Annotated in this window: 22 protein-coding genes and 2 tRNA genes; 10 read left to right on the plus strand and 14 right to left on the minus strand. The window is 45.4% G+C overall.

Annotated elements, in window-relative coordinates:
• Positions 1–178 precede the first annotated feature (178 nt).
• From CFE23_RS04570 to CFE23_RS04580, 3 genes are all read right to left on the minus strand, one after another.
• Positions 179–1,585, minus strand: a complete 1,407-nt coding sequence (locus tag CFE23_RS04570; RefSeq protein ID WP_291084702.1) for an OmpA family protein — start codon at positions 1,583–1,585, stop codon at positions 179–181.
• A 134-nt stretch (positions 1,586–1,719) separates the two neighbouring features.
• Positions 1,720–2,913, minus strand: coding sequence for a glycine C-acetyltransferase (gene kbl, locus CFE23_RS04575; protein WP_291084704.1), 1,194 nt, complete (start codon positions 2,911–2,913; stop codon positions 1,720–1,722).
• 150 nt (positions 2,914–3,063) lie between these two features.
• A complete protein-coding gene (locus CFE23_RS04580; RefSeq protein ID WP_291084707.1) occupies positions 3,064–6,207 on the minus strand; it encodes a UvrD-helicase domain-containing protein in 3,144 nt (1,047 codons plus the stop codon).
• 211 nt (positions 6,208–6,418) lie between these two features.
• Here CFE23_RS04580 and CFE23_RS04585 point away from each other — a divergent pair, with 211 nt between their 5' ends.
• Positions 6,419–7,027, plus strand: a complete 609-nt coding sequence (locus CFE23_RS04585) for a superoxide dismutase (protein WP_291084710.1) — start codon at positions 6,419–6,421, stop codon at positions 7,025–7,027.
• Positions 7,028–7,091: 64 nt separating this feature from the next.
• Here CFE23_RS04585 and CFE23_RS04590 read toward each other — a convergent pair whose 3' ends face one another.
• Together CFE23_RS04590 and rbfA are read right to left on the minus strand one after the other, a co-directional pair.
• Positions 7,092–8,363, minus strand: a complete 1,272-nt coding sequence (locus tag CFE23_RS04590; RefSeq protein WP_363331550.1) for an FtsX-like permease family protein — start codon at positions 8,361–8,363, stop codon at positions 7,092–7,094.
• Positions 8,296–8,688, minus strand: a complete 393-nt coding sequence (gene rbfA, locus CFE23_RS04595; protein ID WP_291084713.1) for a 30S ribosome-binding factor RbfA — start codon at positions 8,686–8,688, stop codon at positions 8,296–8,298. Before rbfA ends, CFE23_RS04590 begins: the two co-directional genes overlap by 68 nt.
• A 159-nt stretch (positions 8,689–8,847) precedes the next feature.
• Here rbfA and mce point away from each other — a divergent pair, with 159 nt between their 5' ends.
• The 4 genes from mce to CFE23_RS04615 all read left to right on the plus strand — a co-directional run bounded on the left by mce (position 8,848) and on the right by CFE23_RS04615 (position 11,335).
• Positions 8,848–9,249, plus strand: coding sequence for a methylmalonyl-CoA epimerase (gene mce / locus CFE23_RS04600; RefSeq protein WP_291084716.1), 402 nt, complete (start codon positions 8,848–8,850; stop codon positions 9,247–9,249).
• A 98-nt stretch (positions 9,250–9,347) separates the two neighbouring features.
• Positions 9,348–9,421: transfer RNA gene (locus tag CFE23_RS04605), tRNA-Ile, on the plus strand.
• A gap of 550 nt (positions 9,422–9,971) precedes the next feature.
• Positions 9,972–10,505 (plus strand): hypothetical protein, encoded by a 534-nt coding sequence (locus CFE23_RS04610; protein ID WP_291084719.1) that lies wholly within the window; start codon positions 9,972–9,974, stop codon positions 10,503–10,505.
• Positions 10,505–11,335 (plus strand): carboxypeptidase-like regulatory domain-containing protein, encoded by an 831-nt coding sequence (locus CFE23_RS04615; RefSeq protein WP_291084722.1) that lies wholly within the window; start codon positions 10,505–10,507, stop codon positions 11,333–11,335. The genes CFE23_RS04610 and CFE23_RS04615 overlap by 1 nt, the downstream gene beginning before the upstream one ends.
• On the opposite strand, the gene CFE23_RS04620 is transcribed toward CFE23_RS04615, so the two are convergent.
• Both CFE23_RS04620 and CFE23_RS04625 read right to left on the minus strand, forming a co-directional pair.
• Positions 11,332–11,991 carry an ATP-binding cassette domain-containing protein gene (locus CFE23_RS04620; RefSeq protein ID WP_291084725.1) on the minus strand — a complete coding sequence of 220 codons (660 nt, stop codon included), beginning with the start codon at positions 11,989–11,991 and terminating at the stop codon, positions 11,332–11,334. The genes CFE23_RS04615 and CFE23_RS04620 overlap by 4 nt on opposite strands.
• Before the next feature lie 2 nt (positions 11,992–11,993).
• Positions 11,994–12,269 carry a hypothetical protein gene (locus CFE23_RS04625; protein WP_291084728.1) on the minus strand — a complete coding sequence of 92 codons (276 nt, stop codon included), beginning with the start codon at positions 12,267–12,269 and terminating at the stop codon, positions 11,994–11,996.
• Between the two features lie 19 nt (positions 12,270–12,288).
• Between CFE23_RS04625 and CFE23_RS04630 the strand changes: the two genes are divergently transcribed.
• Positions 12,289–12,465 (plus strand): hypothetical protein, encoded by a 177-nt coding sequence (locus tag CFE23_RS04630; protein WP_291084730.1) that lies wholly within the window; start codon positions 12,289–12,291, stop codon positions 12,463–12,465.
• A gap of 163 nt (positions 12,466–12,628) precedes the next feature.
• On the opposite strand, the gene CFE23_RS04635 is transcribed toward CFE23_RS04630, so the two are convergent.
• A tRNA-Ala gene (locus CFE23_RS04635) sits at positions 12,629–12,702 on the minus strand.
• A 235-nt stretch (positions 12,703–12,937) separates the two neighbouring features.
• Here CFE23_RS04635 and CFE23_RS04640 point away from each other — a divergent pair.
• On the plus strand, positions 12,938–13,738 hold the full coding sequence (locus tag CFE23_RS04640; RefSeq protein WP_291084732.1) for a TIGR00266 family protein: 801 nt from the start codon (positions 12,938–12,940) through the stop codon (positions 13,736–13,738).
• A 60-nt stretch (positions 13,739–13,798) separates the two neighbouring features.
• On the opposite strand, the gene CFE23_RS04645 is transcribed toward CFE23_RS04640, so the two are convergent.
• From CFE23_RS04645 to CFE23_RS04670, 6 genes are all read right to left on the minus strand, one after another.
• Positions 13,799–16,006: a TonB-dependent receptor gene (locus CFE23_RS04645; protein ID WP_291084735.1), complete on the minus strand. Its 2,208-nt coding sequence runs from the start codon at positions 16,004–16,006 to the stop codon at positions 13,799–13,801.
• Positions 16,007–16,065: 59 nt separating this feature from the next.
• Positions 16,066–16,416, minus strand: a complete 351-nt coding sequence (locus CFE23_RS04650) for a hypothetical protein (protein WP_291084738.1) — start codon at positions 16,414–16,416, stop codon at positions 16,066–16,068.
• A gap of 94 nt (positions 16,417–16,510) precedes the next feature.
• Positions 16,511–17,500 carry an aspartate-semialdehyde dehydrogenase gene (locus CFE23_RS04655; protein ID WP_291084741.1) on the minus strand — a complete coding sequence of 330 codons (990 nt, stop codon included), beginning with the start codon at positions 17,498–17,500 and terminating at the stop codon, positions 16,511–16,513.
• A 122-nt stretch (positions 17,501–17,622) separates the two neighbouring features.
• Positions 17,623–18,045, minus strand: coding sequence for a large conductance mechanosensitive channel protein MscL (gene mscL, locus CFE23_RS04660; protein ID WP_291084744.1), 423 nt, complete (start codon positions 18,043–18,045; stop codon positions 17,623–17,625).
• A 63-nt stretch (positions 18,046–18,108) separates the two neighbouring features.
• Entirely contained in the window at positions 18,109–20,553 is a 2,445-nt protein-coding gene (locus CFE23_RS04665; RefSeq protein ID WP_291084747.1) for a bifunctional UDP-N-acetylmuramoyl-tripeptide:D-alanyl-D-alanine ligase/alanine racemase, read from the minus strand.
• 27 nt (positions 20,554–20,580) lie between these two features.
• Entirely contained in the window at positions 20,581–21,219 is a 639-nt protein-coding gene (locus CFE23_RS04670) for a thymidine kinase (RefSeq protein ID WP_291084750.1), read from the minus strand.
• A 193-nt stretch (positions 21,220–21,412) separates the two neighbouring features.
• Between CFE23_RS04670 and CFE23_RS04675 the strand changes: the two genes are divergently transcribed.
• Genes CFE23_RS04675 through CFE23_RS04685 form a run of 3 tightly spaced genes read left to right on the plus strand, consistent with a single transcriptional unit; the run spans position 21,413 to position 24,311 of the window.
• Positions 21,413–22,498, plus strand: a complete 1,086-nt coding sequence (locus CFE23_RS04675) for a hypothetical protein (protein ID WP_291084753.1) — start codon at positions 21,413–21,415, stop codon at positions 22,496–22,498.
• A 36-nt stretch (positions 22,499–22,534) separates the two neighbouring features.
• The gene (gene rsmI, locus CFE23_RS04680; protein WP_291084756.1) at positions 22,535–23,236 is read left to right on the plus strand and encodes a 16S rRNA (cytidine(1402)-2'-O)-methyltransferase; all 702 of its coding nucleotides are present in this window, start codon (positions 22,535–22,537) and stop codon (positions 23,234–23,236) included.
• A gap of 46 nt (positions 23,237–23,282) precedes the next feature.
• Positions 23,283–24,311 carry a hypothetical protein gene (locus CFE23_RS04685; RefSeq protein WP_291084759.1) on the plus strand — a complete coding sequence of 343 codons (1,029 nt, stop codon included), beginning with the start codon at positions 23,283–23,285 and terminating at the stop codon, positions 24,309–24,311.
• The last annotated feature ends 93 nt before the right edge of the window (positions 24,312–24,404 follow it).

Consider the following 24,404-nt stretch of genomic DNA (forward strand, 5'->3'; position numbering starts at 1 on the left):
AGGAACACCTTGGCCCTTTTATTGGGAAGGATAATCGTCGTTTCGGTGAGATTTTCAGCATAATCCTTTAAGATTACTGCCGCCAGCTTATGGAGAAAGGAGTTTTGCTGCATGGCATAAAAATAAAAAAACGCCCCGATAAATCGAGGCGTTTCTTAAATTATTTAGGAGAAAGAAATTACTTGATCAATTTCACTTCTACCCTTCTGTTGTTGGCTTTTCCAGCAGCAGTTTTGTTAGAGTCAATTGGTTTAGACTCACCAAAACCAGCAGAAGATAATCTCTCAGTACCGATTCCGTTTTCAATCAGGTAATTTTTAACGGCAGCAGCTCTGTCTTCAGATAATTTCTGGTTCATGGCATCTTTACCATCGCTGTCTGTGTGACCTTCAATGCTGAATTTAGAAGAAGGATATTCTTTCAGGATTGCAGTGATTGACTGAAGTACAGCATAAGTTTCCTGTTTGAAAGTAGATTTACCACTGTTGAAAAGGATTGTTTTAGCGTAAGCATTCAATTTATTGATTTGCTCTTCAGAGATTTCAGGACAACCATTGTTGGCAACAGTACCTTTTACGTCTGGACATTTGTCATCTTTATCAAGAACGCTGTCTCCGTCAGTATCTGGCCATGGGCAACCTTTGTTTTCTTTAGGACCTTTTACAGTAACACATTTGTCATCTTTATCCTGAACACCATCACCGTCAGTATCTGGGCAGCCTCCGAAAGTCTTAAGACCAGCTTCATCTGGACAAGCATCATCTTTATCAGCGATACCGTCAGAATCTCTGTCTGGACAACCTTGGAATTGAGCTAAACCAGCCTCAGTAACACAAGCATCATCTTTATCAAGAACACCGTCACCGTCAGTATCAGGGCATCCGTTAAGTTCTTTTGGGCCAGCTTGCTCAGGACAAGCATCGTATTTGTCATAGATTCCATCCCCGTCAGTATCTTTTCCTCCAAATTTGAAAGTAAGACCTGCAAAGTGCTGGATGTGTCCAGGAACGCCAACCGCCCTGTCATCGTGATCCTCGAAAGAATGCTTATAAGTAGACTGCAAAGAAAGACCAACAGTTTCAGAGAACCAGAAAGTCAAACCAAGACCACCATTTGCAGTTCCCGTTTCGTAGTCTCCCATCCAGGTATAACCACCACCAACATGTAATGAAGGATCAATTACTTTAGAACCGATTAAGTTCATAAAGCTGTATTTGATCACAGCATCAGCAGCATAGTAAGTTAAATCTCCAGGATTTCTAACTTCGAAATCTTTTGGATTTAGTTCCGAACGGTAAACCAATTTGTCGATTTTGTTAATCGATCCGGTTACACCAAAGGTGAACCCACCACCCATGTACTTTGAAACGTTCAGGTACGAAACCGATGGAAGGATGTTCCAATTATCTTTCACGTGGAAAGGCTGATCAAAATGGGCAAAGAAGTCTTTGTCACCGGCGCTGGTCCTTGTGTCAACTGCATTAACACCAAAGGAAATTGCCCATGGGTTGTCAGCATCCTGTGCCTGAGAACTTAATCCAAGAAGCAACAAGGCAGCAGCAAAAATTTTGTTTAGATTTTTCATACTTGTTTTTATTTGATTTATCATCGTTAAATATGGAGCAAAAGTAAGCGGTTAATAGATAACTACAAAATATGATGTTAAAAAAAACGCTGAAAAATACTATAAAATTTATATTTTATAACAAATCAAAAAAATTATATAACCCCAAGCGACGTTCCAACTTCCGTAAATGCTTTTATCGCTTTATCGAGATGCTCCTGATTATGAGCCGCGGACAGTTGTACCCTGATTCGTGCCTTTTCCTTAGGAACTACCGGGAAAAAGAACCCGATCACATAAATGCCTTTCTTTAAAAGTTCATTGGCCATGTTTTGCGAAAGTTTCGCATCATAAAGCATCACAGGAACGATAGCGGAGTCGCCATCAATAATATCAAAACCAGCCTTTTTCATACCCTCTTTAAAGTAATTCGTGTTCCATTCCAGTTTGTCACGCAGCGAAGTGTCTTTCTCCAGTAATTCAAACACCTTGATCGACGCGCCGACAATGGCGGGCGCCAGAGAATTGGAAAACAGATAAGGTCTTGAGCGCTGGCGCAGCAATTCGATAATTTCCTTTTTACCCGTCGTGTAACCGCCCATCGCGCCGCCCAAGGCTTTTCCTAAAGTCCCGGTGATGATATCCACACGTCCCATAACGCCTTTCGCCTCCAATGTGCCTTTGCCGGTCGCGCCGATAAATCCTGCCGCATGACACTCATCTACCATGACCATTGCGTCATACTGGTCAGCAAGGTCACATATTTTATCCAAAGGCGCTACCAGACCATCCATCGAAAATACGCCGTCGGTAACGATAATCTTAAACCTGGCGCCAGCTTCATTGGCTTTAATCAATTGCTGTTCGAGGTCTTCCATGTTGCTGTTTTCGTATCGGTAGCGCGCTGCCTTGCACAAACGCACACCATCAATGATCGAAGCGTGGTTTAAGCTGTCAGAAATTATCGCGTCCTGCTCGTTAAACAGCGGCTCGAAAACCCCGCCATTGGCATCAAAAGCAGCCGCATACAAGATGGTGTCTTCTGTACCATAAAATTCTGCGATTTTTTGCTCCAGCGTTTTGTGTATGTCCTGTGTCCCGCAGATAAATCGTACAGACGACATACCGAAACCATGCGTATCCAATGCATCTTTAGCAGCCTGAATCACTTCAGGATGCGACGACAATCCGAGGTAATTGTTGGCACAGAAATTCAACACCGTCTCCCCGGTGGAAACCGTAATTTCAGCACCCTGCGGAGAAGTAATAATGCGTTCTTTCTTAAAAATTCCGTTGTCTTCAATGGCCTGCAGCTCACTTTGCAGGTAATCTTTGATTTTTCCGTACATGATATATTCGTTATTTTTTAAAGTTTAAGGTCTAAAGTCTAAAGTCTAAAGTCTAAAGTCTCAAGTCACAAGTCACAAGTCTAACTGCTAACTGCTAACTGCTAACAGCTAACAGCTAACAGCTAACAGCTAACAGCTAACAGCTAACAGCTACAAAGTTACCACTTCTGTAACATCCCCGATATAAGCCAATATTTTTTTTGTGACTTTATAGCCCATTTTTTCAATCGCCTGTTCGTAATTTTCGAGTTGAAGTTTATATTTTGGCTGATGGGCACCGGTCTTGTAATCGAGCAGCATAACTTCTTTTTGCGGCGTAACCACCATTCGGTCAGGTTTAATCAGCGTTCCTTCTTTGCGGATAATGGCCTGCTCATTCAGGATTTTGTTTTCACCTGAAAAGAACGCTGTCATCTCAGGATGGTCGATGATCGACAGGATGGTTTGCCGCACCGTTTCCTGCTGCGCATTGGTAATCAACCCTTCGCTAACGGCTTTATCCACTGCAATGGCCACATCCTTTTTGGTGCGGATCTCTGACAAGATTTCGTGGACAAGATTTCCATATGCTATTGATTCCTGTTGTTTGGTACCCCACATCACGGCTTCGCGCTGCGCAATCCTGATATCGGCCATATTCAACGACTCCCCTACTGTTTCGATAACCTGGTTGTCTTCTTTTTTGACGGTTGCAATAGAAAGCTTTGATGGCGTTCCAAAATGATATTCATTGGTTTGCTCCTCGAAAAGATTTTTCCGGATGAGGTAGTTTACAAAAAACGAAGACATATCATTGGCCTTCACCTCCCCTTTTGCATTGATATTTTTACCCGAAATAATGTAAAGCTGCTCTTCTGCGCGGGTCAATGCCACATACAGTACATTGACATTATCCAGCAATTCTTCCTGTCTTTTCTGTTGGTAAACGATTGATGCATTTTCACCAAAACCATCGACTGCACTGCTGTTATCTACCAAAGCTTTTGGCAGCCCGATGACATCCTCCTCTGTTTCAAGCCAAAGTTTCTCTTTCGGTTTGCGGCTGTAATCCTCTTCCGCAAAAGGCATGATCACAACCGGAAATTCCAGCCCTTTGGACTTATGGATTGTCATGATGCGCACCGCGGCACTTCCTTCGGGGGACGGAATGCTGAATTTCTCCGCATTTTTTTCCCAGTACTCGAGAAAATCAGAAATGCCGGCCTGCCCCCGTACATCCCTTTCCAGCACGATGTCCAGGAAATACTGTATGTAGGCATTGTGTTTCTTGTGTAAAAACCGGGCGATAATAATCTCTACGGCTTCATACAGCGATTTGCGCCGAACCTCCTGGAATACCATTGAAATCCCGGTTCCGGAAAGCCAGGTTTCAAATTCCGTTTCGGTGTCCAGGGCCATTCCTTCCGCGACAAAGTCATGAACGGGTAAGTTTTGCTGGAGATTTCCGGCAACAAACACCAGCCATTGCGCTTTAGCTTCAAGGTCTTTCCCGTTTCGCAGGTATTTCAGCACGCTGATGATCAGGCGCACTTCGGCGGCATTCCCAATCAAGAGCGTTTCGGAAGAAAGCAGCGGAATGTCATTCTCGGTAAGAAAATCCGCCACCGCCACGCCTTGTCCGCGTTTTCGGGTGAGTATGGCGATGTCATTGTAGTGAAACCCAAGCGCACGAACTTTGTTGATCGTGTCTAAAGTGGCTTTTACGTACAAATCATTTTTTTCCGGCGCATCCTCGTCGGCTGCCGAGGTGTCGGAAACAAATGAAATATTGACATAGCCGCCCGTTTTATGGTTGCTTTTCTGGAAACTCTTCTGCTCATATAAAGCACGGTAATCGGGATGCTCAAATGCTTCCGAAAGGAATTTAAAAAAATCATTATTGAAATCGATTACCTGTGAATAACTGCGCCAATTCGTGTCGAGCGAAAAAAGCGCTTTGTCAGGATTGTTAAACGGATTGTGTGCTTTTCCCAATTCGATAAACTGTTCCGCCTTTCCGCCCCGCCAGCGGTAAATCGATTGTTTTGGGTCACCGACAATCATCAATGTGCCTTTTTGGCCAAACTCATCCTGGCCGGAAAGCGCGTTGTCAATCAGCGGAATCAAGTTCTGCCACTGCATTTCAGATGTGTCCTGGAACTCGTCTATAAAAAAATGGCGGTACCGCTCCCCCAGCCTTTCGTAAATAAACGGCGCCGGCTGGTTTTGGATTTCGCGGTGGATAATGGCGTTAAATTCAGCAATCGACAACACGTTTTGTTCTTTCTGTATATCGGCCAGCTGTTGGCTGACGGTGTTTAAGAGCGACAACGGCGTGATGTTTTTCAGGAATGCGCGATAAAAATCAATTTTTCCGTAATTCTTATAGATTTGCGAAAGGATGCCCAGCCATTCCGGAATGTAATTTTCGATGAGGTGCCGGTCCTTTGCTGTTTTATTAATGCGGATGTCGTCCGGTTCGTGGTAGGTCTTGTTTTTCGGATTGAAGCGTCCCTCGCGGATTCCTTCAATATGTTTTGGAAAATAGCCGCCTGAAAAAGAAGCGGAATCGATGCCGTTATTTTTGAGTATTTCTAATGCTGTCCCGGCAAATGCGACACAATCTGCTTCAAGTTCCTGAATGCCTTCGATCAGTTTATTTTTGATGGCAATAAATTCCGGAATCGTCTTGTCATTGAAGTGGACGATTTCGTGCCGGTTGTTTTCATTCAGTGCCAACCGCCCGGTTTCAAGGATCTCGCGTGAAATGTCCCAGCTTTTGTCGTCGTCGGTTTTTTCCATCGTAAAATCGACGAGCAGCTTGGTAAGCGTTTCATCCTCGCCGGCGCGTGCAATAATCGTATCCACCGCTTCGGTCAAAAGGCTTTCGGTGTCCAGGGTCACTTCAAAAGTGACGGGAAGATTGAGGTCGTGTGCAAACGCGCGGATGACTTTATGCGTAAATTTATCAATCGTTGAAATGTCAAAAGCCGCATAATTGTGGATCAGGTGCCGGATAATCTGCTGCGCCTTTTGTTTTATCGCGGTCACGGAAAGGCTGGTTTCCCCCGCGATCGTTTCCATAAGCGCCATGGCCTTTTCTGAAGGTTCGTCTTTTGCAAATTCCGACAGGCTGTCCACGATACGCGATTTCATTTCGTGTACCGCTTTGTTCGTAAACGTGATGGCGAGAATGTTGCGGTAGGCGTCATTCTTTTCTGAGGTCAGGATGATCTTCAGGTATTCCTTGACAAGCGTATAGGTTTTTCCCGATCCTGCCGAGGCGTCATACAGCGAAAAAGAAGGTTTTTGCATGGAGGGAATGTTGTTATTTTACTACTGGACCCTAGCCCCGGTTGCAGCGGATATCCTTTTCTTTTTTTCTTAAAAAAGAAAAGATATGAGCGGAAAACGGGATACAGCTCCTATCAGTTATTTTAATTCAATTATAACCAAATAGTATTTCCTTTTCCAAAGTTAAATGTTTAAATTTGATTTCTGATTATAAACCTTAAAACAACAATTTATGGCTTTTGAATTACCAAAATTGCCGTATGCCTATGATGCGCTGGAACCGCATATCGATGCGCGTACGATGGAAATACACCACACCAAACACCACAATGCGTATACTACGAATTTAAACGCTGCAATTGCAGGAACGGATTTGGAAGGCCTGACGATAGAAAATATCCTGATTAATCTTGACAAGAAAAATGCTGCTGTGCGTAACAATGGCGGTGGTTTTTACAACCACAACCTTTTTTGGACAGTGATGGCGCCAAACGGCGGTGGAAAGCCCACAGGCGACCTGCTCGCGGCTATTGAACGGGATTTTGATAGTTTTGACGAGTTCAAGGCCAAATTCGCTAAGGCGGGCGCAACCCAGTTTGGGTCTGGATGGGCATGGCTTTGCGTACACAAAGGCGGAAAGCTTGAAGTATGCGGCACACCGAATCAGGACAATCCGTTAATGCCCGATGTAGGCTGCGGTGGTACGCCAATCCTGGGCATGGACGTTTGGGAACATGCGTATTACCTGAATTATCAAAACAGGAGGCCCGATTATATTGAAGCGTTTTTTAACGTAATCAACTGGACCGAAGTGGCCAGGAGGTATGCGCTTGAGAAATAAAAAACAAGAATTTTAGATTTTTTTAATAAGTGAAAACGGATCGCGGAAAAGTGGTCCGTTTTTTTTATTGCTCCAGCAGTTTTTTGCTGACCCTGCCAGAGGCGATTAACGAGGCCAGGAAACCCAGTGAAACGATGGTTCCCAGGACAATCAGGATGTTTGTAATCGAAAAGACGACAGGATAGGCCAGCGTTTCCGTAATCATCACCCATTTGTAATGTTGTTGCAGCAACACCACGGCACTTCCTATCGAGATACCAATCGTGCCGCCTATGACACACAGCAACGTGCCCTGCAGCAAAAAGATCTTACGCAAGTCCCGCACTTCGGCCCCCAGGTTGTACAGCGTCTTCAGATTGGCTTTTTTATCCAGTACCATCATGATGATCGCGCCGGAAAAGGCAAACAGGATCAAGATGATTACGAGCGTAAAGATCAAATAAATCGCGAGATTCTCGGTGCGGAGCATTTTGTAAAGCGAATCGTTCAGCTGCGCGCGGTTCCGGATGAGCAGTTTGTTGCCAAAAATCTTTTGCATCGAACCGATTACGGCAGCCTCATTGGCGCCATCGCACAATTTAAGTTCAATGGCCGAAACCTGGTTGGGTTGATAGCCCAATAGTTCTGAAGCGACACTAAAATCCGTAAAAACATATTTCGAATCGAGTTCCTCACTGATGGCATAGACGCCGACCGGCACCACAGCGGTTTTCCGAAACGCGTCTTCGGGATTTTCGATAAGGCCTTTCCCGGGTTTTGGTGCGTAAATTTCAAGCGGGCGGGTCATTTCCCCCACGCCCACTGACAATTTCTCGTAAATGCCGTAACCGATGACGGCCTCGTTGCTTTCCGGTTCAAGCCATCCGCCATCGACAACGCTTTTCTGTACCGTACTGACATTGTTGAACAAACTGTCGACGCCCTTGATATAAGTAAATTCAGATTTTTGGTCGAAAACAAACAAAACCCGTTCTTCAATGACCTTGCTGAATGCACAAACCCCATTGACGCGCTGCAATTCTGCCTGTTGTTTTGGTGAAATAAAAAAGGATTTTCCCGAAATGGCTTCGGCCTTAATATCGGGATCGAGGGTGTTTGAAAAGGAAAGGCTGAAATCCACGAGCCCGCTGAATACCGAAAGTACAATAAACAAAGCCGCGGAGCCCGTAATGATCCCAACCGACGCGATGCGGTTGATGATATTGATGGCGTTGTTTTTGCTGACGCTTTTCAGGTACCGCCGGGCGATGTAAAACGGGAAATTCAACTCAGGATTTTTTACGGCGCTCGAGCAAATCCCGGTTCTCGATCGGGTTTTCCTTCTTTGAAAGCGCATTGTCGATTTTTTCTATGTAGTCCAGTGAGTCGTCGAGGTAAAACGTCAGGTTCGGGACCTTACGCAGTTGCATTTTTACACGCTGCGCCAAATCATGTTTGATCAGCGGGCCATTCGATTTGATGGCAGCCAGGGTCTCGGCGGCCTTCTCCTGCGGGAAAATGCTGAGGTGCACACTGGCCACAGAAAGATCGCTGGTGACATTGACTTTCGATACCGAAATGACAAGGTTACTGATGCCGTTTTTGCGAATTTCTCCCTGTAGGATATCCACCAAATCCTGTTGCAATACCCCGCCTATTTTTTTCTGTCTGTTCGTTTCCATGCCGCAAAGGTACGATTTAAGTCTGAAAGTCCGAAAGTCGGAAAGTCTGAAAGTCTGAAAGACCACCGATAGAAACCATCCCACCAAATCATTATTAATTATTAACTGTTAATTATTAATTGTTAGTTATTTTCGCGTCACGGACTTTAAACTTCGAAGATGAGAAAAATAGAACACATTGGCATCGCCGTAAACAGCCTTGACATTTCGAATGGCGTGTTTGAGAAATTGTTTGGCGCTCCGGCCTATAAAACCGAAGAGGTCGCAAGTGAAGGCGTAAAGACGTCATTTTTCATGAATGGACCCAATAAGATCGAACTGCTGGAGGCCACCAACCCGGAAAGCCCGATTGCGAAATTCCTGGAAAAGAAAGGCGAAGGCATCCACCACATCGCGTTTGATGTTGAAGATATCGTCTCGGAAATTGCGCGGCTCAAAGGCGAAGGATTTGTGGTCCTGAACGAAACACCCAAAAAAGGCGCCGACAACAAGCTCGTGGCATTCCTGCACCCCAAAAGCACCAATGGCGTATTGATCGAGCTTTGCCAGGAAATAGTGTAGCAAACAGGCGCAGTTACAGTTAGCAGCCGGGCTGGAGTAAAATCCGGAAAAACACTTGCAACGAAAAAAAATTAGTGGTAATATTGCACCTCCTAACCGGTCCTATAGCTCAGCTGGTTAGAGCACCTGACTCATAATCAGGTGGTCCCTGGTTCGAGCCCAGGTGGGACCACAAAAGCCTTTCAGAAATGGGAGGCTTTTTTATTTAAAAAAAAAAGAAAATACAGACGCGCCTGACTTATAATCAGGTGATCCCCGGTTCTCCCGAAGCTTCGGGACAGGTGGGACCACGAATTTAAACCCTTCTTTATGAGGGGTTTTTTATACGCCAAAAATGAATTTTTGTTATATGCTCTATAGCAATTTGCTAAATCAGTTTTATATAGGTGCCACATAGGAGAGCGTAGAAGCCAGGCTTGAAAGGCACAATTCCGGAACTTACACAAGCTCGTAAAGTCGTTCCATCCAATCCAACCCTCCCTTCCAAAAAGCAACATCCCCTTGCATCCATCAAAATACCTTACACAATCGATCAAATACCCCCACGACAATACTGCGTTACTAGTGTATTACTACTCCGATACTAAAGCGATACTAAAGCGATACTAAAGCGATACTAGTGCGTGTTTAAGCGAGTCTGGATAATCGCGCGCCATAATCCAGTTGCATTTATAAAATATCCATCAAAATAGTTATATTTGAAATTATTAAAATGCCGATTTATGATGTCAAGATCCTTACCCATATTATTTGCCGCCGGATTACTATTCGTTTCCTGCAAAAAAGAACTCATGCCGCAGGAAAGCTCCGATACGCCCAATAAAGCGAACACCACCGCAGCCAATCCCGCCCAGCCTGCACAGACCGTAACGATGCCGCAACAACCACAAACGGTTCAGGCAACACCTACCGCCGCACCGGCACAGGCCACAGCGCCAGGCATGAACCCGCCCCATGGGCAACCGGGCCACCGTTGTGACATTGCCGTAGGCGCACCGCTGAATTCCCCAAAAGCGGCCGCCGCAAAACCGGGCGTGTCAACCATTCAGCCGGGAATCACGATGACGCCGGGCAAAGCCGTTAAAACAGCACCCGGAATGAATCCACCACACGGAGAACCCGGACACCGCTGTGATATTTCGGTAGGAGCCCCGTTAAGCTCTGCTCCGGCAAAAGCCGCGACCACCTCCACCGCTGCCCCGACTCAGGTTCCGGCGATTTTGGCCGCGCCAGCTGAGACCGAAACGAAACAGTAATGCGGAACAAAATACCAATCGTGCTCTTTTTGCTGCTTTGCAGCGCGTTTAACTATGCGCAGACCACATTTTCAGGCACAGTAAAGGACAAGACCTCTGGTGAAGCCCTCGCCTATGTAAACATCGGGATCGTAAATAAAAATGTGGGTACCGTAACTGATGCCAACGGCAAATTTGCGCTCGCCATCGACAGCAGCTTTGACGGCGAAACGATCAGGATTTCCATGGTCGGGTATAAGGCATTGGTTTTTCCGGCTGCCGATTTTAAGAAGAAAATCACCACTGATCCTGTGCTGTTCCTTGAACGCAGCACCTCCAACCTAAAGGAAGTCGTGATCAAGAAAAAGAAAATGACCACCGGAATACTGGGCAATATGCCCGCGAGAAAAACCGAATCCGCAGGTTTTGTAAACAATGTTCTCGGAAACGAAATCGGTGTGCCCATTAAGCTAAAAAAGAAACCGACATACTTAAAGTCTTTCCATGCTATGATTGACTTTAACCGCTACCGCGAACTGAAATTCCGGCTCAATTTTTACGATCTGAAAGACGGACTCCCTAACAACAGCCTGCTCAGCGAAAACATCATCGTGACAAGCACGTTGAAAAAGGGACAGTTGGACGTGGACCTCACACCCTACAACATTTGGGCAGAAGGCGACTTTTTTGTATCCATAGAATTGATCGAAGGGTTGGGCGAAGGCGGCCTGCATTTTATAGCCGATTATAAAGGAACACCGGTGATCACACGCGCCGCCAGCCAGGGAAAATGGAACGCCGATCCCGCCGATGGGCTTAGCTTTGCGTTTTGGGTGACAGCCGCGTATTAACCACGCAAATAATCCAGCCGCAACAAATCCTCACGCCCGTTTACAGGCAGCAGTTGCCCTTCCTTCAGCACAAAATTAAAATCGGTGATACCCAGCACATCCTCGAAATAATGATCGGTAATGATGATGCCTTTCGTAGATTTCAACGCCAGCAGATACGCCTGAATACGTTCGCGATACAGCGGATCCACCATCGAAAACGGTTCGTCTAACAGCACAAACGGGTGCGCGAGATTGCCCACCATCAAAAGCTGTAAATACCGGATTTCACCCGCAGACAGCGCACCGGTTTGTGTGTTGGCTATTTTTGAAATGCCATCGGCATAGAAAATCCGGTCCTGCGACCCGCCATCAGGATAATACATCGGAATCACATCCCGCACTTTTAAATGCTTCGGAAGAAAATTGTGCTGCGGCAAATAGGCAATGAGCTGTTTCGGAATAATGGCCGAAGGATCAACGCGCATGTCGTCAATCTTAATTTGCACCGCATCACCACGCACTGTTCCAAAAATAATTTTGAGTAGTGTCGACTTCCCACATCCGTTTCGCCCAAAAATGCCGGTAATGGTCCCGGAAACGCATTCCAGCGAAGCATTGGCAAGGACTGATTTTTGACCAAACCGTTTGCTGGTGACAATTTCAAGTTTTGCCATTATTATAACGCCAGAATTAACAAAAACAAAGGCAGCACCGCCATGATACTGACCGTCCATAGGAAGCGGTGCAAGCGGTTTTTCGAATACCCGAGATTATGGTAAAAAACGTATTGTTCTTTTTTGAACTGCCGGTATCCCATGATACTGACCAGCGGGCCCACGCTGCAGAATATCAGAAGCGTACCCATAAAATCCTGAAAGGCAAAAAAGTAGACCACCGTAAATCCCAGATTATACAGTACGGCATCAAAATAAAATTTCCACAACGGGGCCATCGTCTCAGCTGATTAGGAAATGGGTAAACGGCAATGTGTCTGGAAAAGTATATTGCGGTCACTTGTCGCCAATAAAAAAAGCAGTGCCAAAGGGACACTGCTTTTCGTGGAGCATACCGTCCCGAAGCTTCGGGAGAACCGGTCACTTGTCACCAATAAAAAAAGCAGTGCCAAAGGGACACTGCTTTTTGTGTAGCATACCGTCCCGAAGCTTCGGGAGAACCGGTCACTTGTCGCCAATAAAAAAAGCAGTGCCAAAGGGACACTGCTTTTTGTGGAGCATACCGTCCCGAAGCTTCGGGAGAACCGGCCATTTGTCGCCAATAAAAAAAGCAGTGCCAAAGGGACACTGCTTTTTGTGGAGAATACCGGATTCGAACCGGTCACCTCTTGCCTGCCAGGCAAGCGCTCTAGCCAAATGAGCTAATCCCCCAAATCGTATGGCAAATATACTATTTTACGCAACACGGCAAAATCATTTGCAAAATATTGTCGATTTTTTGGAGCATAAACCTGCTGTACACTATATCTTTTTTCCCTAAAGAACGGGAAAAAAGGATGCCGTTCCCATCAGGGCTGGCGATTGGTCGCATTTCAAAAATCATCCAGCAGGGACGTAACAATCTTTCGAAAATTCTACTAACTTAGACAATCAAAAAATAAATATTATGCAGGCACACGAAATAGACTACCACATTTATGGTGAAGAAATGCAATATGTTGAAATCGAACTGGACCCTCAGGAAATCGTGGTCGCAGAAGCGGGAAGCTTCATGATGATGGACAACGGCATCCAGATGGAAACCATTTTCGGAGACGGATCCAACCAGCAAACCGGCTTATTCGGGAAGTTACTTTCTGCCGGGAAACGCGTCCTGACAGGCGAGAGCCTTTTCATGACGGCCTATGCCAACAACAATTACGGCAAAGCAAAAGTGTGCTTCGCCTCGCCTTATCCGGGCAAAATCATCCCTATTGATCTACAGCAGTTCCAGGGAAAATTCATCTGCCAGAAAGATTCCTTCCTTTGTGCCGCAAAAGGCGTTTCCGTAGGCATTGAATTTTCTAAGAAACTGGGCCGCGGACTTTTCGGCGGTGAAGGTTTTATCATGCAGAAACTAGAGGGCGACGGCATGGCCTTTGTCCATTCCGGTGGAACACTGGCGAAGAAAGACCTCGCGTCAGGCGAAATCCTGAAAGTGGACACCGGATGTATCGTTGGTTTCACAAAGGATGTCGACTATGATATCGAGTTTATCGGCGGCATCAAGAATTCGCTGTTCGGCGGCGAAGGCCTGTTCTTTGCAACCTTGCGCGGTCCAGGAACCGTCTATGTACAATCCCTGCCATTCAGCAGGCTTGCCGACAGGATCATCGCGTCGGCACCGCGGGCAGGAGGCAGCAGCCGCGAAGAAGGAAGCCTCCTCGGCGGATTGGGCAATCTGCTTGATGGGGATAATCGGTTTTAGGTGTTTGGTGCGGGGGGTTGGTTATTTCTTAACCAACCCCCCGCACCTGAAACCCAATACCTATAAATTAAAATTCACGCCCAAAATGATGTTCCTGCCGATATTCGGGATGCCATCCGTTTTGAGCCTTGAAAGATGCGCAATGTATCTTTCATCAAAAAGATTGTTGCCGTTAAGGCTGACGTCAAATGCGTTTTTTCCAAGCTTTACCTTTCCTCCCAAACCGACGTTGACCAGCGTGTACCCCGCTGAAGCAGTTTCAAAACCACTCACGTTCCGCTGCGCAAACGTATGGGAAACATTCAGTGAAGCATAGCCATCTGAAAGCCATTTTAGCGCACTGAATTCTCCACGAAGGGTATTGTTCCAGTTATTTGCCGGGATCAAAGGCAGGTAATTTCCGTCTTGTTTTTTACCCGTTACGGTTTCAAAACTGGTTTCGTAATGGAGCCAGTCCAACGGATGTGGATGCACGTGAAACCCAATTTCACCGCCGTATAGCGCGGCATTGTTCTGAATGTATTCAAATACCTCATTTTCCTCGCGAATTTCCCCAGTAGGCGACGTGTAGATGTATCGGTTGATGTGGTTGTAAAAACCATTTGCAAAGAACTCAAAATGGCTGTTGTTGTATTCGAGGTTGATGTCGGTTTGTACATTCTGTTCCGTTTTCAGGTTTTTATTCCCAATCTCGTACCGGTTGGTACCTTCATGAACACCGTTTGAGGCAAGTTCTGCAAGGTTTGGCGCCCTGAAACCTGATGCTAGGTTAAGCCGTAGCGTTACCGGCTTGGCCAAATTTGTCTTATAACCCACAGAGGCATTAAAGCTGTCAAAAGAACGTCCTATCGCATCAAAAGCGCCTTCATCGCCCGAAATCCCGTGCGCCTCGCTATTGATTTTCCGGTTGTCATAGCGTAGCCCGGCCTGAATCGCGTTTGATTTCCATTCATAATTGGTTGTGCCGAAAAAGCCAATATCGTTGGTCACAGCGTCAGGAATTAGGAATTCCTCGGCTTTATTGACATTCGATTGGTGCATCCCCTGAAGCCCTACAATACTTTCCATTTTGCCGATTTTTGGCAGGTGGTATTTGGCATCGTAATTGAACGTGTTAAGCTGCATTTTGAGGTTCGGTGTGGCACTTTCTTCCAATTCGCTCCTCGTATTGGAAATATAGCCCAGATCCAGGTCCAGTTTTGAATCCCGGAAAAACAGCGTATTGTTTAAACTGAGCAGGTGGTTGTATACCGTTTGGCGCGGGTAATCAGGCGTTTTATTGTTTGACTGTTCCGCAATACCATTTTCGGGAATTCCAAGGCGCAACGCGTTGAAGTTATACCTCAAAACACCGGAATAGTTGTCATTGCTAAAGCCGACTGCCGTTTTGAAATCGCTCTCATTGTAACGTGTATTGGTTACTTTTTTACCGTCAGCAATTTCATAATCAGACTGGGTCGTATAATTTCCACGGGCAAGGAATTTGAGGTTTTCTGTCGAGGTTTTCATCCCCAGCGTCGTGCTGCTGCCCAGCGTATTCGAAAACAGTTTCTGCCCGAAATCGGCTTTAAAAGTATTGGCCGCAGCAAATTTTTCAGGATTAAAATACAATACGCCACCAAGTGCATCGGACCCATACAATAGCGATGCCGGGCCTTTAATGACTTCCACACTTTCGATGCCGGAGTCGTTTAAACCCAATCCGTGTTCGTCGCCGAATTGCTGGTTTTCAAGCCTTACACCCTGCGAATACACCAATACACGGTTGCCACTTAATCCCCGGATAACGGGTTTTCCAATCGAAGTACCGGTTGAAATCTGGGAAACACCCGGAATCGTCGCAATGCCTTCGACCAAAGTTACAGCGCCTTTATGCTGCAACTGTTTGATGCTGCTGTGCTCGACTTTCATCACATTCTGGGATTGCAGTTTGTTGAAAACCGTAGACACCACCACTTCGTCCATTTTAAATTCGGATTGTGAAAGCGTCACAGACAGTGTGTTTTCGCCGGGATTTATCAACGCCGACGCCGTTTTGGTTTGGTACCCCAAAAAGGAGAAACTGACTTTCAAAGTTCCCAAAGGAATATTGTTGAACTGGTACTGCCCCTGGTCGTCCGTGATCGCGGATTTATGCACATCGGGAAGGAAAACGGAAACGCCTTTTATCGGTTGGCTGATGCTGTCTGTAACGGTGCCCGACAGCCTGTTTTGGGCAAAAAACAAGAGTGGTGACCCCATGAAAAGGGCCAGTAATATTTTTTTCATTTTGAAGAATTTAGTGTAAATAAGAAAATACTGCAAAGGATTTTGCAGTCTGGAAACAGTTATACACTAAATGACGGAGGTCCCCGAAGTTGAAACAGGCTGCCGCGGAAATGTTCAATGATTTCCTTATAATCAGGAAAAGGTGCGTGCAATCCTGCTGGACGTTGCAGCATTTGAAACGGCATGATGTCAGGCGAAATGAAATTCGAAAACACAAAATCGCAGAAGCTGCAATGATCTAGTCCGTGGTGCTGGTGCGTCAGGCGCTCCTTACCTTCGTTTTTGTGCAGGCAGCGGCGTTCGCTTTTTATCTCAGCATAATGCGTCACTTCATGCACCGATTGGAAAACAATCGAAAGCAGGATGCATAGCGCAAAACACACATTGATATAGGAAAGTCGTTTTATCATCGCAGCAAATGTAATCAGCCGATGTCTAAAGCACCGCTGTTTTAACAAAATTTAAATACAAAAAAGGCCTTCTGTAGAGAAAGCCTTGGTTATTTTACACGAGATTATTTTTCACCAAATACTCAGCGATCTGCACCGTGTTGGTGGCCGCACCTTTACGAAGATTATCCGCTACAATCCACATGTTCAACGTGTTCGGCTGGCTTTCATCGCGACGGATCCTGCCTACAAAAACATCGTCCTTGTGCTGCGCATATTTCGGCATCGGATACGTAAACGTATCAATATTGTCCTGGACCACGACGCCATCCGTATGGTGCAGGATCTCGCGCACCTCATTCAGATCAAAATCGTTTGTAAACTCTACATTGACCGCTTCGCTGTGACCGCCCACAATCGGGACACGAACGGCTGTTGCGGTGACATTGATACTGTCATCGCCAATGATCTTACGGGTTTCGCGAACCAGTTTCATCTCTTCTTTCGTGTAGCCGTTGTCTTCAAAAACATCGCATTGCGGAATCGCATTGCGGTGAATCGGATATTTGTATGCCATTTCACCGGTCACACCGGCATATTCATTTTCCAATTGCTGAACGGCTTTCACACCAGTTCCTGTAATGGACTGGTACGTCGAAACGATAATCCTTTTAATGTTGTATTTTTTATGCAACGGTGCTAAAACCAGCACCATTTGTATTGTTGAGCAGTTTGGATTCGCGATAATTTTGTCTTCTTTCGTCAACAAATTGGCGTTGATTTCAGGAACAACCAGTTTCTTGGTTGGATCCATTCTCCACGCGGATGAATTATCAATGACCGTTGTTCCGGCTTCAGCGAATTTCGGCGCCCATTCTTTCGAGGTATCGCCTCCGGCAGAAAACAATGCGATGTCGGCTTTCATATCTACCGCAGTCTGCATCCCGACAACCTTGTATGTCTTTCCATTGAACTCAATTTCTTTGCCGACAGACTTTTCTGAGGCAACCGGAATCAGCTCCGTAATTGGGAAATTCCTTTCCTTTAGTACTTTAAGCATCACTTCGCCAACCATTCCGGTAGCGCCAACAACTGCAACTCTCATAATTTGTATTTTTTGCTTTGCAAAAGTATTAATTTATTTTTCTTGCAAAGCGCGATTTCTTAAAAAGAAAAACCACGCCCGAAGCGTGGTTTAATTAGAACATATAGTGTAGCGTATGGTGGCTATTTGTTGCGAAGCGCATCGCGGATTTCCATCAGCAATTTTTCCTCATTGGTTGGCGCCGGTGGAGCGGCTGGGGCAGCAGCTTCTTTTTTCCTCGTTTTCTCAGCGGCCCGTAAAACCACAAAAATGAAAAACGCAATAATGACGAAATTGATTATTGCCTGTACAAAATTACCATAAGTAATTACCGCTGCGCCTGCCGTTTTAGCTTCCGCTAAATTCGCATAGCTTTTGCCATCAAGTGTAATAAATTTTGTAGTGAAATCAATTCCTCCAGTAACCAATCCTACAATTGGCATAATAATATCGTCAACCGCAGAGCTGACAATTTTTCCAAATGCCGCTCCAATGACAACCGCAGTCGCAAGGCTAAGCACATCGCCTTTCATCAAAGACGCTTTAAAATCGCTGAAAAATCCCATAATTGTTTTATTTTTTAATTGTTTAGGTACATTAAAATTAACAAAAAATCTCAAACAACTAAATTATTCCCTATAAAAAACACGTTTTACCCGTTGCGAAATGCCGGTCATGACCTCATAGGGAATGGTTCCAAGTCGCTCCGCCATATAATTTACAGTCGGATTCTCACCAAAAATAACAACGCGGTCGCCTTCTTTACAGGGTATACCGGTAACATCGACCATCAGCATGTCCATGCACACACTGCCAACTATCGGGGCGGTTTTATTGCTGATGACGACAAAACCCGTCCCATTACCCCAATGTCGGGAGATGCCATCGGCGTAACCAATTGGGATCGTCGCTATTTTCGTGACCTTATCGGCAACAAAGCGCCGGCCGTAACCCACGCTGTCGCCTTTGGGAATGGTTCTCAACTGTGAAATCACCGACTTTAAAGTGCCTACATTTTCAAGGTGTTTCTGCTCCGCAGCGTCATTGGAGATGCCATACAATCCAATGCCAAGACGCACCATATCGTATTGTGCCTCAGGAAAGTTTGTGATTCCGGAGGTGTTTAACATATGCCTGATGGGATCGATATCGAGTTCCGACATCATCCTTGACGATAACTTTTCAAACAAGGCAATCTGCGAAAGCGCAAAATCCTTAAATCCTAAATCATCACTTGTGGCCATGTGCGATAAAATGCTCTTCACTTTCACCGATTGGTGCTCTTTCAAAATCCCGATAAGCTCATCGAGATTGTTTTCCTCAAAGCCAAGGCGGTGCATGCCGGTATCAATCTTGATATGGATTGGGAAATGCTCGAGTTTTTTCTGTCTTGCAATCTGCAGAAACGCTTTTAGCCCTTTAATACTGTATATTTCGGGCTCAAGCCCATGTTGTATGATCGATTGGAAACTCGTCGTTTCCGGGTTTAAGACCATGATTGGCAATTTTATTCCCGCCGATTTCAGCGAAATCCCCTCATCGGCAAACGCCACACCCAGGTAATCCACCTGGTGGTGTTCGAGCAGCTTGGCAATCTCAAATCCGCCATTGCCATAGCCGAAAGCCTTCACCATCACCATCATTTTGGTGCCTGGTTTCAGCTTGGATTTATAGAAATTCAGGTTGTGCGTTATCGCATTCAGGTTGATTTCCAAAACGGTCTCATGCGTTTTTTCCTCCAACAGCAATACGATTTTCTCAAATTCAAAGCTGCGCGCGCCTTTAATCAAAATCGTTTCATTCCCGAAAGAAAGCGTATCAAAAGCAGCTGTAAAATCGGCCGTGTTTTTAAATGTGATACAGTTCACGAACTTGCTCTTAAATGCCGAAATCGTTTCGCCAATGCCAATCACCCGGTTGATCTTGTTTGAAATAACCAGCTGGGAAACCCGCGAGTACAATTCCGTGGTGTCCAGTCCGCTTTGGAAAATATCGGAAAGGATCAGCGTTTTCTTTTTATACTGTTTCTGGCTCTCGAGGAAATCCAGCGCAATCTTCAGCGACTGGAAATCGGAGCTGTAACTGTCGTCAATCAACGTCGAATTGTTGATGCCGTTTTTAACCTTAAGCCGCATTTCCACAGGATACAGCAGCGCCATTCGTTGCTCAATGGCCTCAGCGCTATAACCAAAATGCAGCAACACCATCATGCATTGGATCGCATTTTCGATTGAAGCATCATCCTGGAATGGAATCTTTATATCAAAGGTCTTACCGGCGTAGGAAACCTTCAGCATTGTCTTGTCTACGATGCTGGTCTTGGCGATAAAAACATCCGCCGTATCGTCTTTGCAGCTCCAGGTAAACGTTTTTACTTTTTGGACAATGAATGCTTCGACCGTTTTATTCTTATGGTAGATCAGGATGTCTGAATGCGCAAATAGTTTTAATTTCTCCTTTATTTTTTCGCCGAGGTTTGAAAACCCTTCATCATGTGCCGATCCGATATTGGTCAACAATCCAATCGTCGGGCGGATGATTGGCTCGAGTTTTACCATCTCATTCACCGTCGAGATCCCGGCTTCAAAGATACCCAGGTTGTGGTTTTCGTTAATCGAAATGACGGAAAGCGGCACCCCCACCTGTGAGTTATAACTTTTTGGGCTGCGGATGATATTGTAATCCGGACTCAGCAGGAAATTCAACCATTCCTTAACAATCGTTTTTCCGTTGCTGCCCGTAATGCCGATCACAGGAAAGTGAAACAGGTTGCGGTAATACGCAGCAAACTGCTGTAACGCATCAAGCGTATTTTCAACGATTAAAAAAAACGCTTTGCCTTCGAGCGGCTCCGGAATATGCGTAACGACAAAATTGCGTACGCCGTTTTCAATCAGGTTTTCAATGTACGCATGGGCGTCGTAATTCGGGCCGGCTAATGCGAAAAACAAGGTTCCTGAACCATTTTGTAACGAACGGCTGTCTATGGAAACCGAATCGATTTCGGAGATTTCCGGAACGCCATTTGTGTTGGCATTCAGGATTGGGATGATATTTTGGAGGTTCAGCGTCACGCTTTTTGGTTTTAACCAAAGTTACATTTATAGGATCGAATCGGTCTTGTTGCGTTCGTTCTTTTCCTGAAAATCTTCTTTTTCCGGAGTGTGGTGCATCGCGTTGTAATAGGCAGCGCGGCTTAGGGGCTCGTATTCTTCCGTTTCGCCCAGCATGACGAGCTTGTCGCTGTCGTTCTTCCGGAAACTGTAGTGTGCCAGGTTTCCCGTTCGGGTGCATACTGCGTGTACTTTCGTAACATATTCCGCAGTGGCCATCAGGGCAGGCATCGGTCCAAATGGATTGCCTTTAAAATCCATATCGAGTCCTGCGACAATCACGCGGATTCCCGAATTCGCCAGGTCATTGCACACGCCGATAATCTCATCATCGAAAAACTGGGCTTCGTCAATGCCAACCACGTCGCAGCCCTGTGCCAGGATCCGGATGTTCGCTGCAGCAGGAACCGGAGTAGAGCGGATTTCGTTGCTGTCATGCGATACGACCATTTCGTCATGGTAGCGTGTATCAATTGCGGGTTTAAAGATTTCGACCTTCTGCCGCGCAAACTGGGCGCGTTTCAGGCGGCGGATCAATTCTTCCGTTTTCCCTGAAAACATCGAACCGCAGATTACTTCGATCCAGCCAAATTGCTCTTTATGGTTTACTGTATTTTCAAGAAACATTTTTTATTTTTCTGCGGATAAAAATGAATAGTTTTTATTACTTTGTAACACCGGCACACCGATTATATTTTCGGTGGTTTGCCTGGTTTCAAATGTAGAAAATTTTTACCAAGGTTACTTCTTCATCCGATGAAATATCGCAGCGAAGGATTATTTTTTAAGACACGCCAAATTCATTATAATTCAAAAGACTATGAAAAAAAAGCTCGAGGCTGACCTGATCAGTATCGCACACCGGATCCTGAAGCTGAAGAACAAATCCGAACTCGACCAATTGTATCTTGAAACACAACAGCTTTATGAAAAACTCGCTGTTTTAAAATTCGTTGAAACCCATTTTGCCGATGCCAAACCGACCATCGGGCACCAGGAAGTCACCGAAGCACTGCAGGTTGTTTTTGACGAGGAAACTGAAGCGCCTGAAGTGATCGGGGATGCTGCGGAGCCGACAGCCGCCGCAAGCACAGCCGCCGCTACGGAAGAACCAGCAGCCGCCGAGCCTGAAAATGAAGAGGAAGAAACAGCATCGACCGACGAAGAACATGAAACGGTAGCAGATTCTGAATTGGATGATGTGACCGATGACGAAAATCCTGAGGAAACAGCGGAAGAAGATGAGACTGAAGAAGATGAGACTGAAGAAACAGACGTCGAAACCGAAGAGACCGAAGAGACCGAAATCGAAAAGCCGTCGTTCGAGCTTTCCTTTGAAAGGAAAGAAGAAGAATCCTCCCAAAGCGATGCAAAAGAAACACCGAAGCAGATTTCGTTCGAGGATTTCCTGGGCAACTATACCGAACCTGTCTTTGAGAAAATAAGCGATAAGAAAGAACCCGTTGTGGAAGAAGCAGCTGAACCGGAAGTTACTGAGCCGGAAATGGAAGAAGCGCATTCAGCGGAAGAAGCGCCCGCATCAGCAATCGCTGAAGCGGAAACCGTCGTGGAAGAAACGCCGGCAGCCGAAGAATCCGTTCTGGAACCCGCAGCCGAACCCGCAGCCGAACCTGAAAAACAACCGGAGATCGAGGCCATCGCACCGGAGAAAACCATACGCTCATTTACGTTCGGATTAAACGACCGCATCGGGTTTGAGAGAAACCTGTTTGGCGGCAGCGGCGAAGACATGAACCGTGTCGTGTCGCAGCTCAGCACGTTTGATACGTTTGAGGAGGCACGCGATTTTATCGAGGAAATGGTCAAACCCGATTACAACAACTGGGAAGGCAAGGACGATTATGCACAGCGGTTCATGGACATCGTAGAGCGAAAATTCAACTGATTTTTACAACCACGCTAAGCCGTGGTTTTCTTTTTTATGGGTAAATTATACATCGTTCCAACGCCAATCGGCAACCTCGAAGACATGACCTTCCGCGCCATCCGCATCCTGAAGGAAGCTGATCTGATCCTCGCCGAAGACACACGCACCAGCGGCAAACTCATGAAACATTTTGAGATCGCCACACACATGCACAGCCACCACATGCACAACGAGCACAAGACGGTGGAAAACCTCATTTCAAGGCTGAAAGGCGGCGAGACCATCGCGCTGATTTCAGATGCCGGTACGCCCGCGATTTCCGATCCGGGATTCCTGCTCACGCGCGCCTGTGTCGAACACGGCATTGAGGTCGAATGCCTGCCCGGAGCCACAGCTTTTGTGCCCGCGCTCGTCAACAGTGGACTGCCGAATGACCGATTTATCTTCGAAGGGTTTTTGCCTGAAAAGAAAGGCCGGCAAACGCGGTTTTTAGCACTGGCGGAAGAAACCAGAACGATGATTTTTTATGTGTCGCCACACAAACTCCTAAAAACCCTTGCAGAATTCGTGCAGTATTTCGGTGCCGACCGGCCGATTTGTGTGTCGCGCGAATTGTCGAAAATGCATGAGGAAAACATCCGTGGCGCCGCTGCTGAAGTATTAAAGCATTTTGAAGCCAAACCTCCGAAAGGGGAGATTGTGGTCGTGGTAGGGGGTAAAGCAATTTCAAAAGAAAGTAAGCACTCTAATTCCTAAATATCAAATGCAAGTTTATTACAGAAACAAGGCGTTTTTATTTTTAATGATTTTATCCTGTGTCTTTGTCCAGGCTCAGGATATTACTGATTTTGACGTTATTCCTAAACCCTATTTGGGCAAACCTTATTATGACAATAAGACTAATGCAGGCATAAGTGAAGTTATTTATGTAACTAAATCTAACAAATGGCAGCATCTAATTAATGACACGATCTTCATTGCCAAATATGATCCTCAGGGGCGAAGGGTAGAATATTTGAGATTTGAGAATAACAAAAGGAATGAACCTTACCTGTCCAGTTATCCAAAAAACCAATACCGTTGGGAACAGGATAATAAGGCAAGAAAAATGAAAGATGTGTGCGTATCGACCTATAATTCGAAAGGAGAATACAAAAAAATTTACAGTTACACCCTGAAATCAAATGATACACTCAATAGGCAAACCAGAACATATCTTTATGATAAAAAAGGAAGACTGATCAAAACCGTTAATCTATTTGACGACCGAATGGGCCTTAATAGCGAATATGATTACACCGATGATAATTTGTCGGTTTTAAGACAATATTCAACCTCAAACCGGCACAATTATACGCAGTATGAATATCAATTTTCCGAGGATGGGTTATTGCGCGAAATGCAGGAATTCCAACTGCGGGATACCCTAAAAGATTTTGTCGATAAACAAACATTTGAATATGACAACCACAAAAGGCTAAGCGTCGAAAAATACAAAATCGGTCTACCAGCTTTTGATGTACAGACCTATTACAGTTACAATGAAAATGACAATTTGCAAAACATGAAAATATATTGGGGAAAGGACACCATTGCAGTAGATTATAAATACAATGAACGATGCATGATGATAGAGAAAAAAATTTATACAACTACATGGAAAAGTACAAAAGAGATTTTCTTTTTAACACCGATGGATTCGTTGACACCAATGCCATATACATTCACTGAAATATATACTTATGATGACAAGGATAATCTTATTGGCCTAAAAAAAATGGACAAAGATGGGGTTTTTATAGATCGGGTTTTTATTTTAAAATATTATTGAATTCTCAAACATCCCAATCCACAAACCGAATGTCATTCACCGGCGATGACCGTGCAACACACACCATTTCTGTCTGAACATTTGCCTTCGCGG

The organism is Flavobacterium sp. BFFFF1, from assembly GCF_002256285.1.
In the GTDB taxonomy this organism is placed as follows: domain Bacteria; phylum Bacteroidota; class Bacteroidia; order Flavobacteriales; family Flavobacteriaceae; genus Flavobacterium.

Coding starts and splice junctions, on each gene's coding strand:
- CFE23_RS04615 (WP_291084722.1), top strand. CDS start 10,505: ATGCGGAACAAAATACCAATCGTGCTCTTTTTGCTGCTTTGCAGCGCG.
- CFE23_RS04620 (WP_291084725.1), bottom strand. CDS start 11,991: ATGGCAAAACTTGAAATTGTCACCAGCAAACGGTTTGGTCAAAAATCA.
- CFE23_RS04630 (WP_291084730.1), top strand. CDS start 12,289: ATGGGTAAACGGCAATGTGTCTGGAAAAGTATATTGCGGTCACTTGTC.
- CFE23_RS04580 (WP_291084707.1), bottom strand. CDS start 6,207: ATGCAAAAACCTTCTTTTTCGCTGTATGACGCCTCGGCAGGATCGGGA.
- mscL (WP_291084744.1), bottom strand. CDS start 18,045: ATGGGATTTTTCAGCGATTTTAAAGCGTCTTTGATGAAAGGCGATGTG.
- CFE23_RS04640 (WP_291084732.1), top strand. CDS start 12,938: ATGCAGGCACACGAAATAGACTACCACATTTATGGTGAAGAAATGCAA.
- CFE23_RS04645 (WP_291084735.1), bottom strand. CDS start 16,006: ATGAAAAAAATATTACTGGCCCTTTTCATGGGGTCACCACTCTTGTTT.
- CFE23_RS04655 (WP_291084741.1), bottom strand. CDS start 17,500: ATGAGAGTTGCAGTTGTTGGCGCTACCGGAATGGTTGGCGAAGTGATG.
- CFE23_RS04570 (WP_291084702.1), bottom strand. CDS start 1,585: ATGAAAAATCTAAACAAAATTTTTGCTGCTGCCTTGTTGCTTCTTGGA.
- CFE23_RS04685 (WP_291084759.1), top strand. CDS start 23,283: ATGATTTTATCCTGTGTCTTTGTCCAGGCTCAGGATATTACTGATTTT.
- rbfA (WP_291084713.1), bottom strand. CDS start 8,688: ATGGAAACGAACAGACAGAAAAAAATAGGCGGGGTATTGCAACAGGAT.
- CFE23_RS04590 (WP_363331550.1), bottom strand. CDS start 8,363: ATGCGCTTTCAAAGAAGGAAAACCCGATCGAGAACCGGGATTTGCTCG.
- CFE23_RS04650 (WP_291084738.1), bottom strand. CDS start 16,416: ATGATAAAACGACTTTCCTATATCAATGTGTGTTTTGCGCTATGCATC.
- rsmI (WP_291084756.1), top strand. CDS start 22,535: ATGGGTAAATTATACATCGTTCCAACGCCAATCGGCAACCTCGAAGAC.
- CFE23_RS04675 (WP_291084753.1), top strand. CDS start 21,413: ATGAAAAAAAAGCTCGAGGCTGACCTGATCAGTATCGCACACCGGATC.
- mce (WP_291084716.1), top strand. CDS start 8,848: ATGAGAAAAATAGAACACATTGGCATCGCCGTAAACAGCCTTGACATT.
- CFE23_RS04670 (WP_291084750.1), bottom strand. CDS start 21,219: ATGTTTCTTGAAAATACAGTAAACCATAAAGAGCAATTTGGCTGGATC.
- CFE23_RS04610 (WP_291084719.1), top strand. CDS start 9,972: ATGATGTCAAGATCCTTACCCATATTATTTGCCGCCGGATTACTATTC.
- CFE23_RS04625 (WP_291084728.1), bottom strand. CDS start 12,269: ATGGCCCCGTTGTGGAAATTTTATTTTGATGCCGTACTGTATAATCTG.
- CFE23_RS04585 (WP_291084710.1), top strand. CDS start 6,419: ATGGCTTTTGAATTACCAAAATTGCCGTATGCCTATGATGCGCTGGAA.
- kbl (WP_291084704.1), bottom strand. CDS start 2,913: ATGTACGGAAAAATCAAAGATTACCTGCAAAGTGAGCTGCAGGCCATT.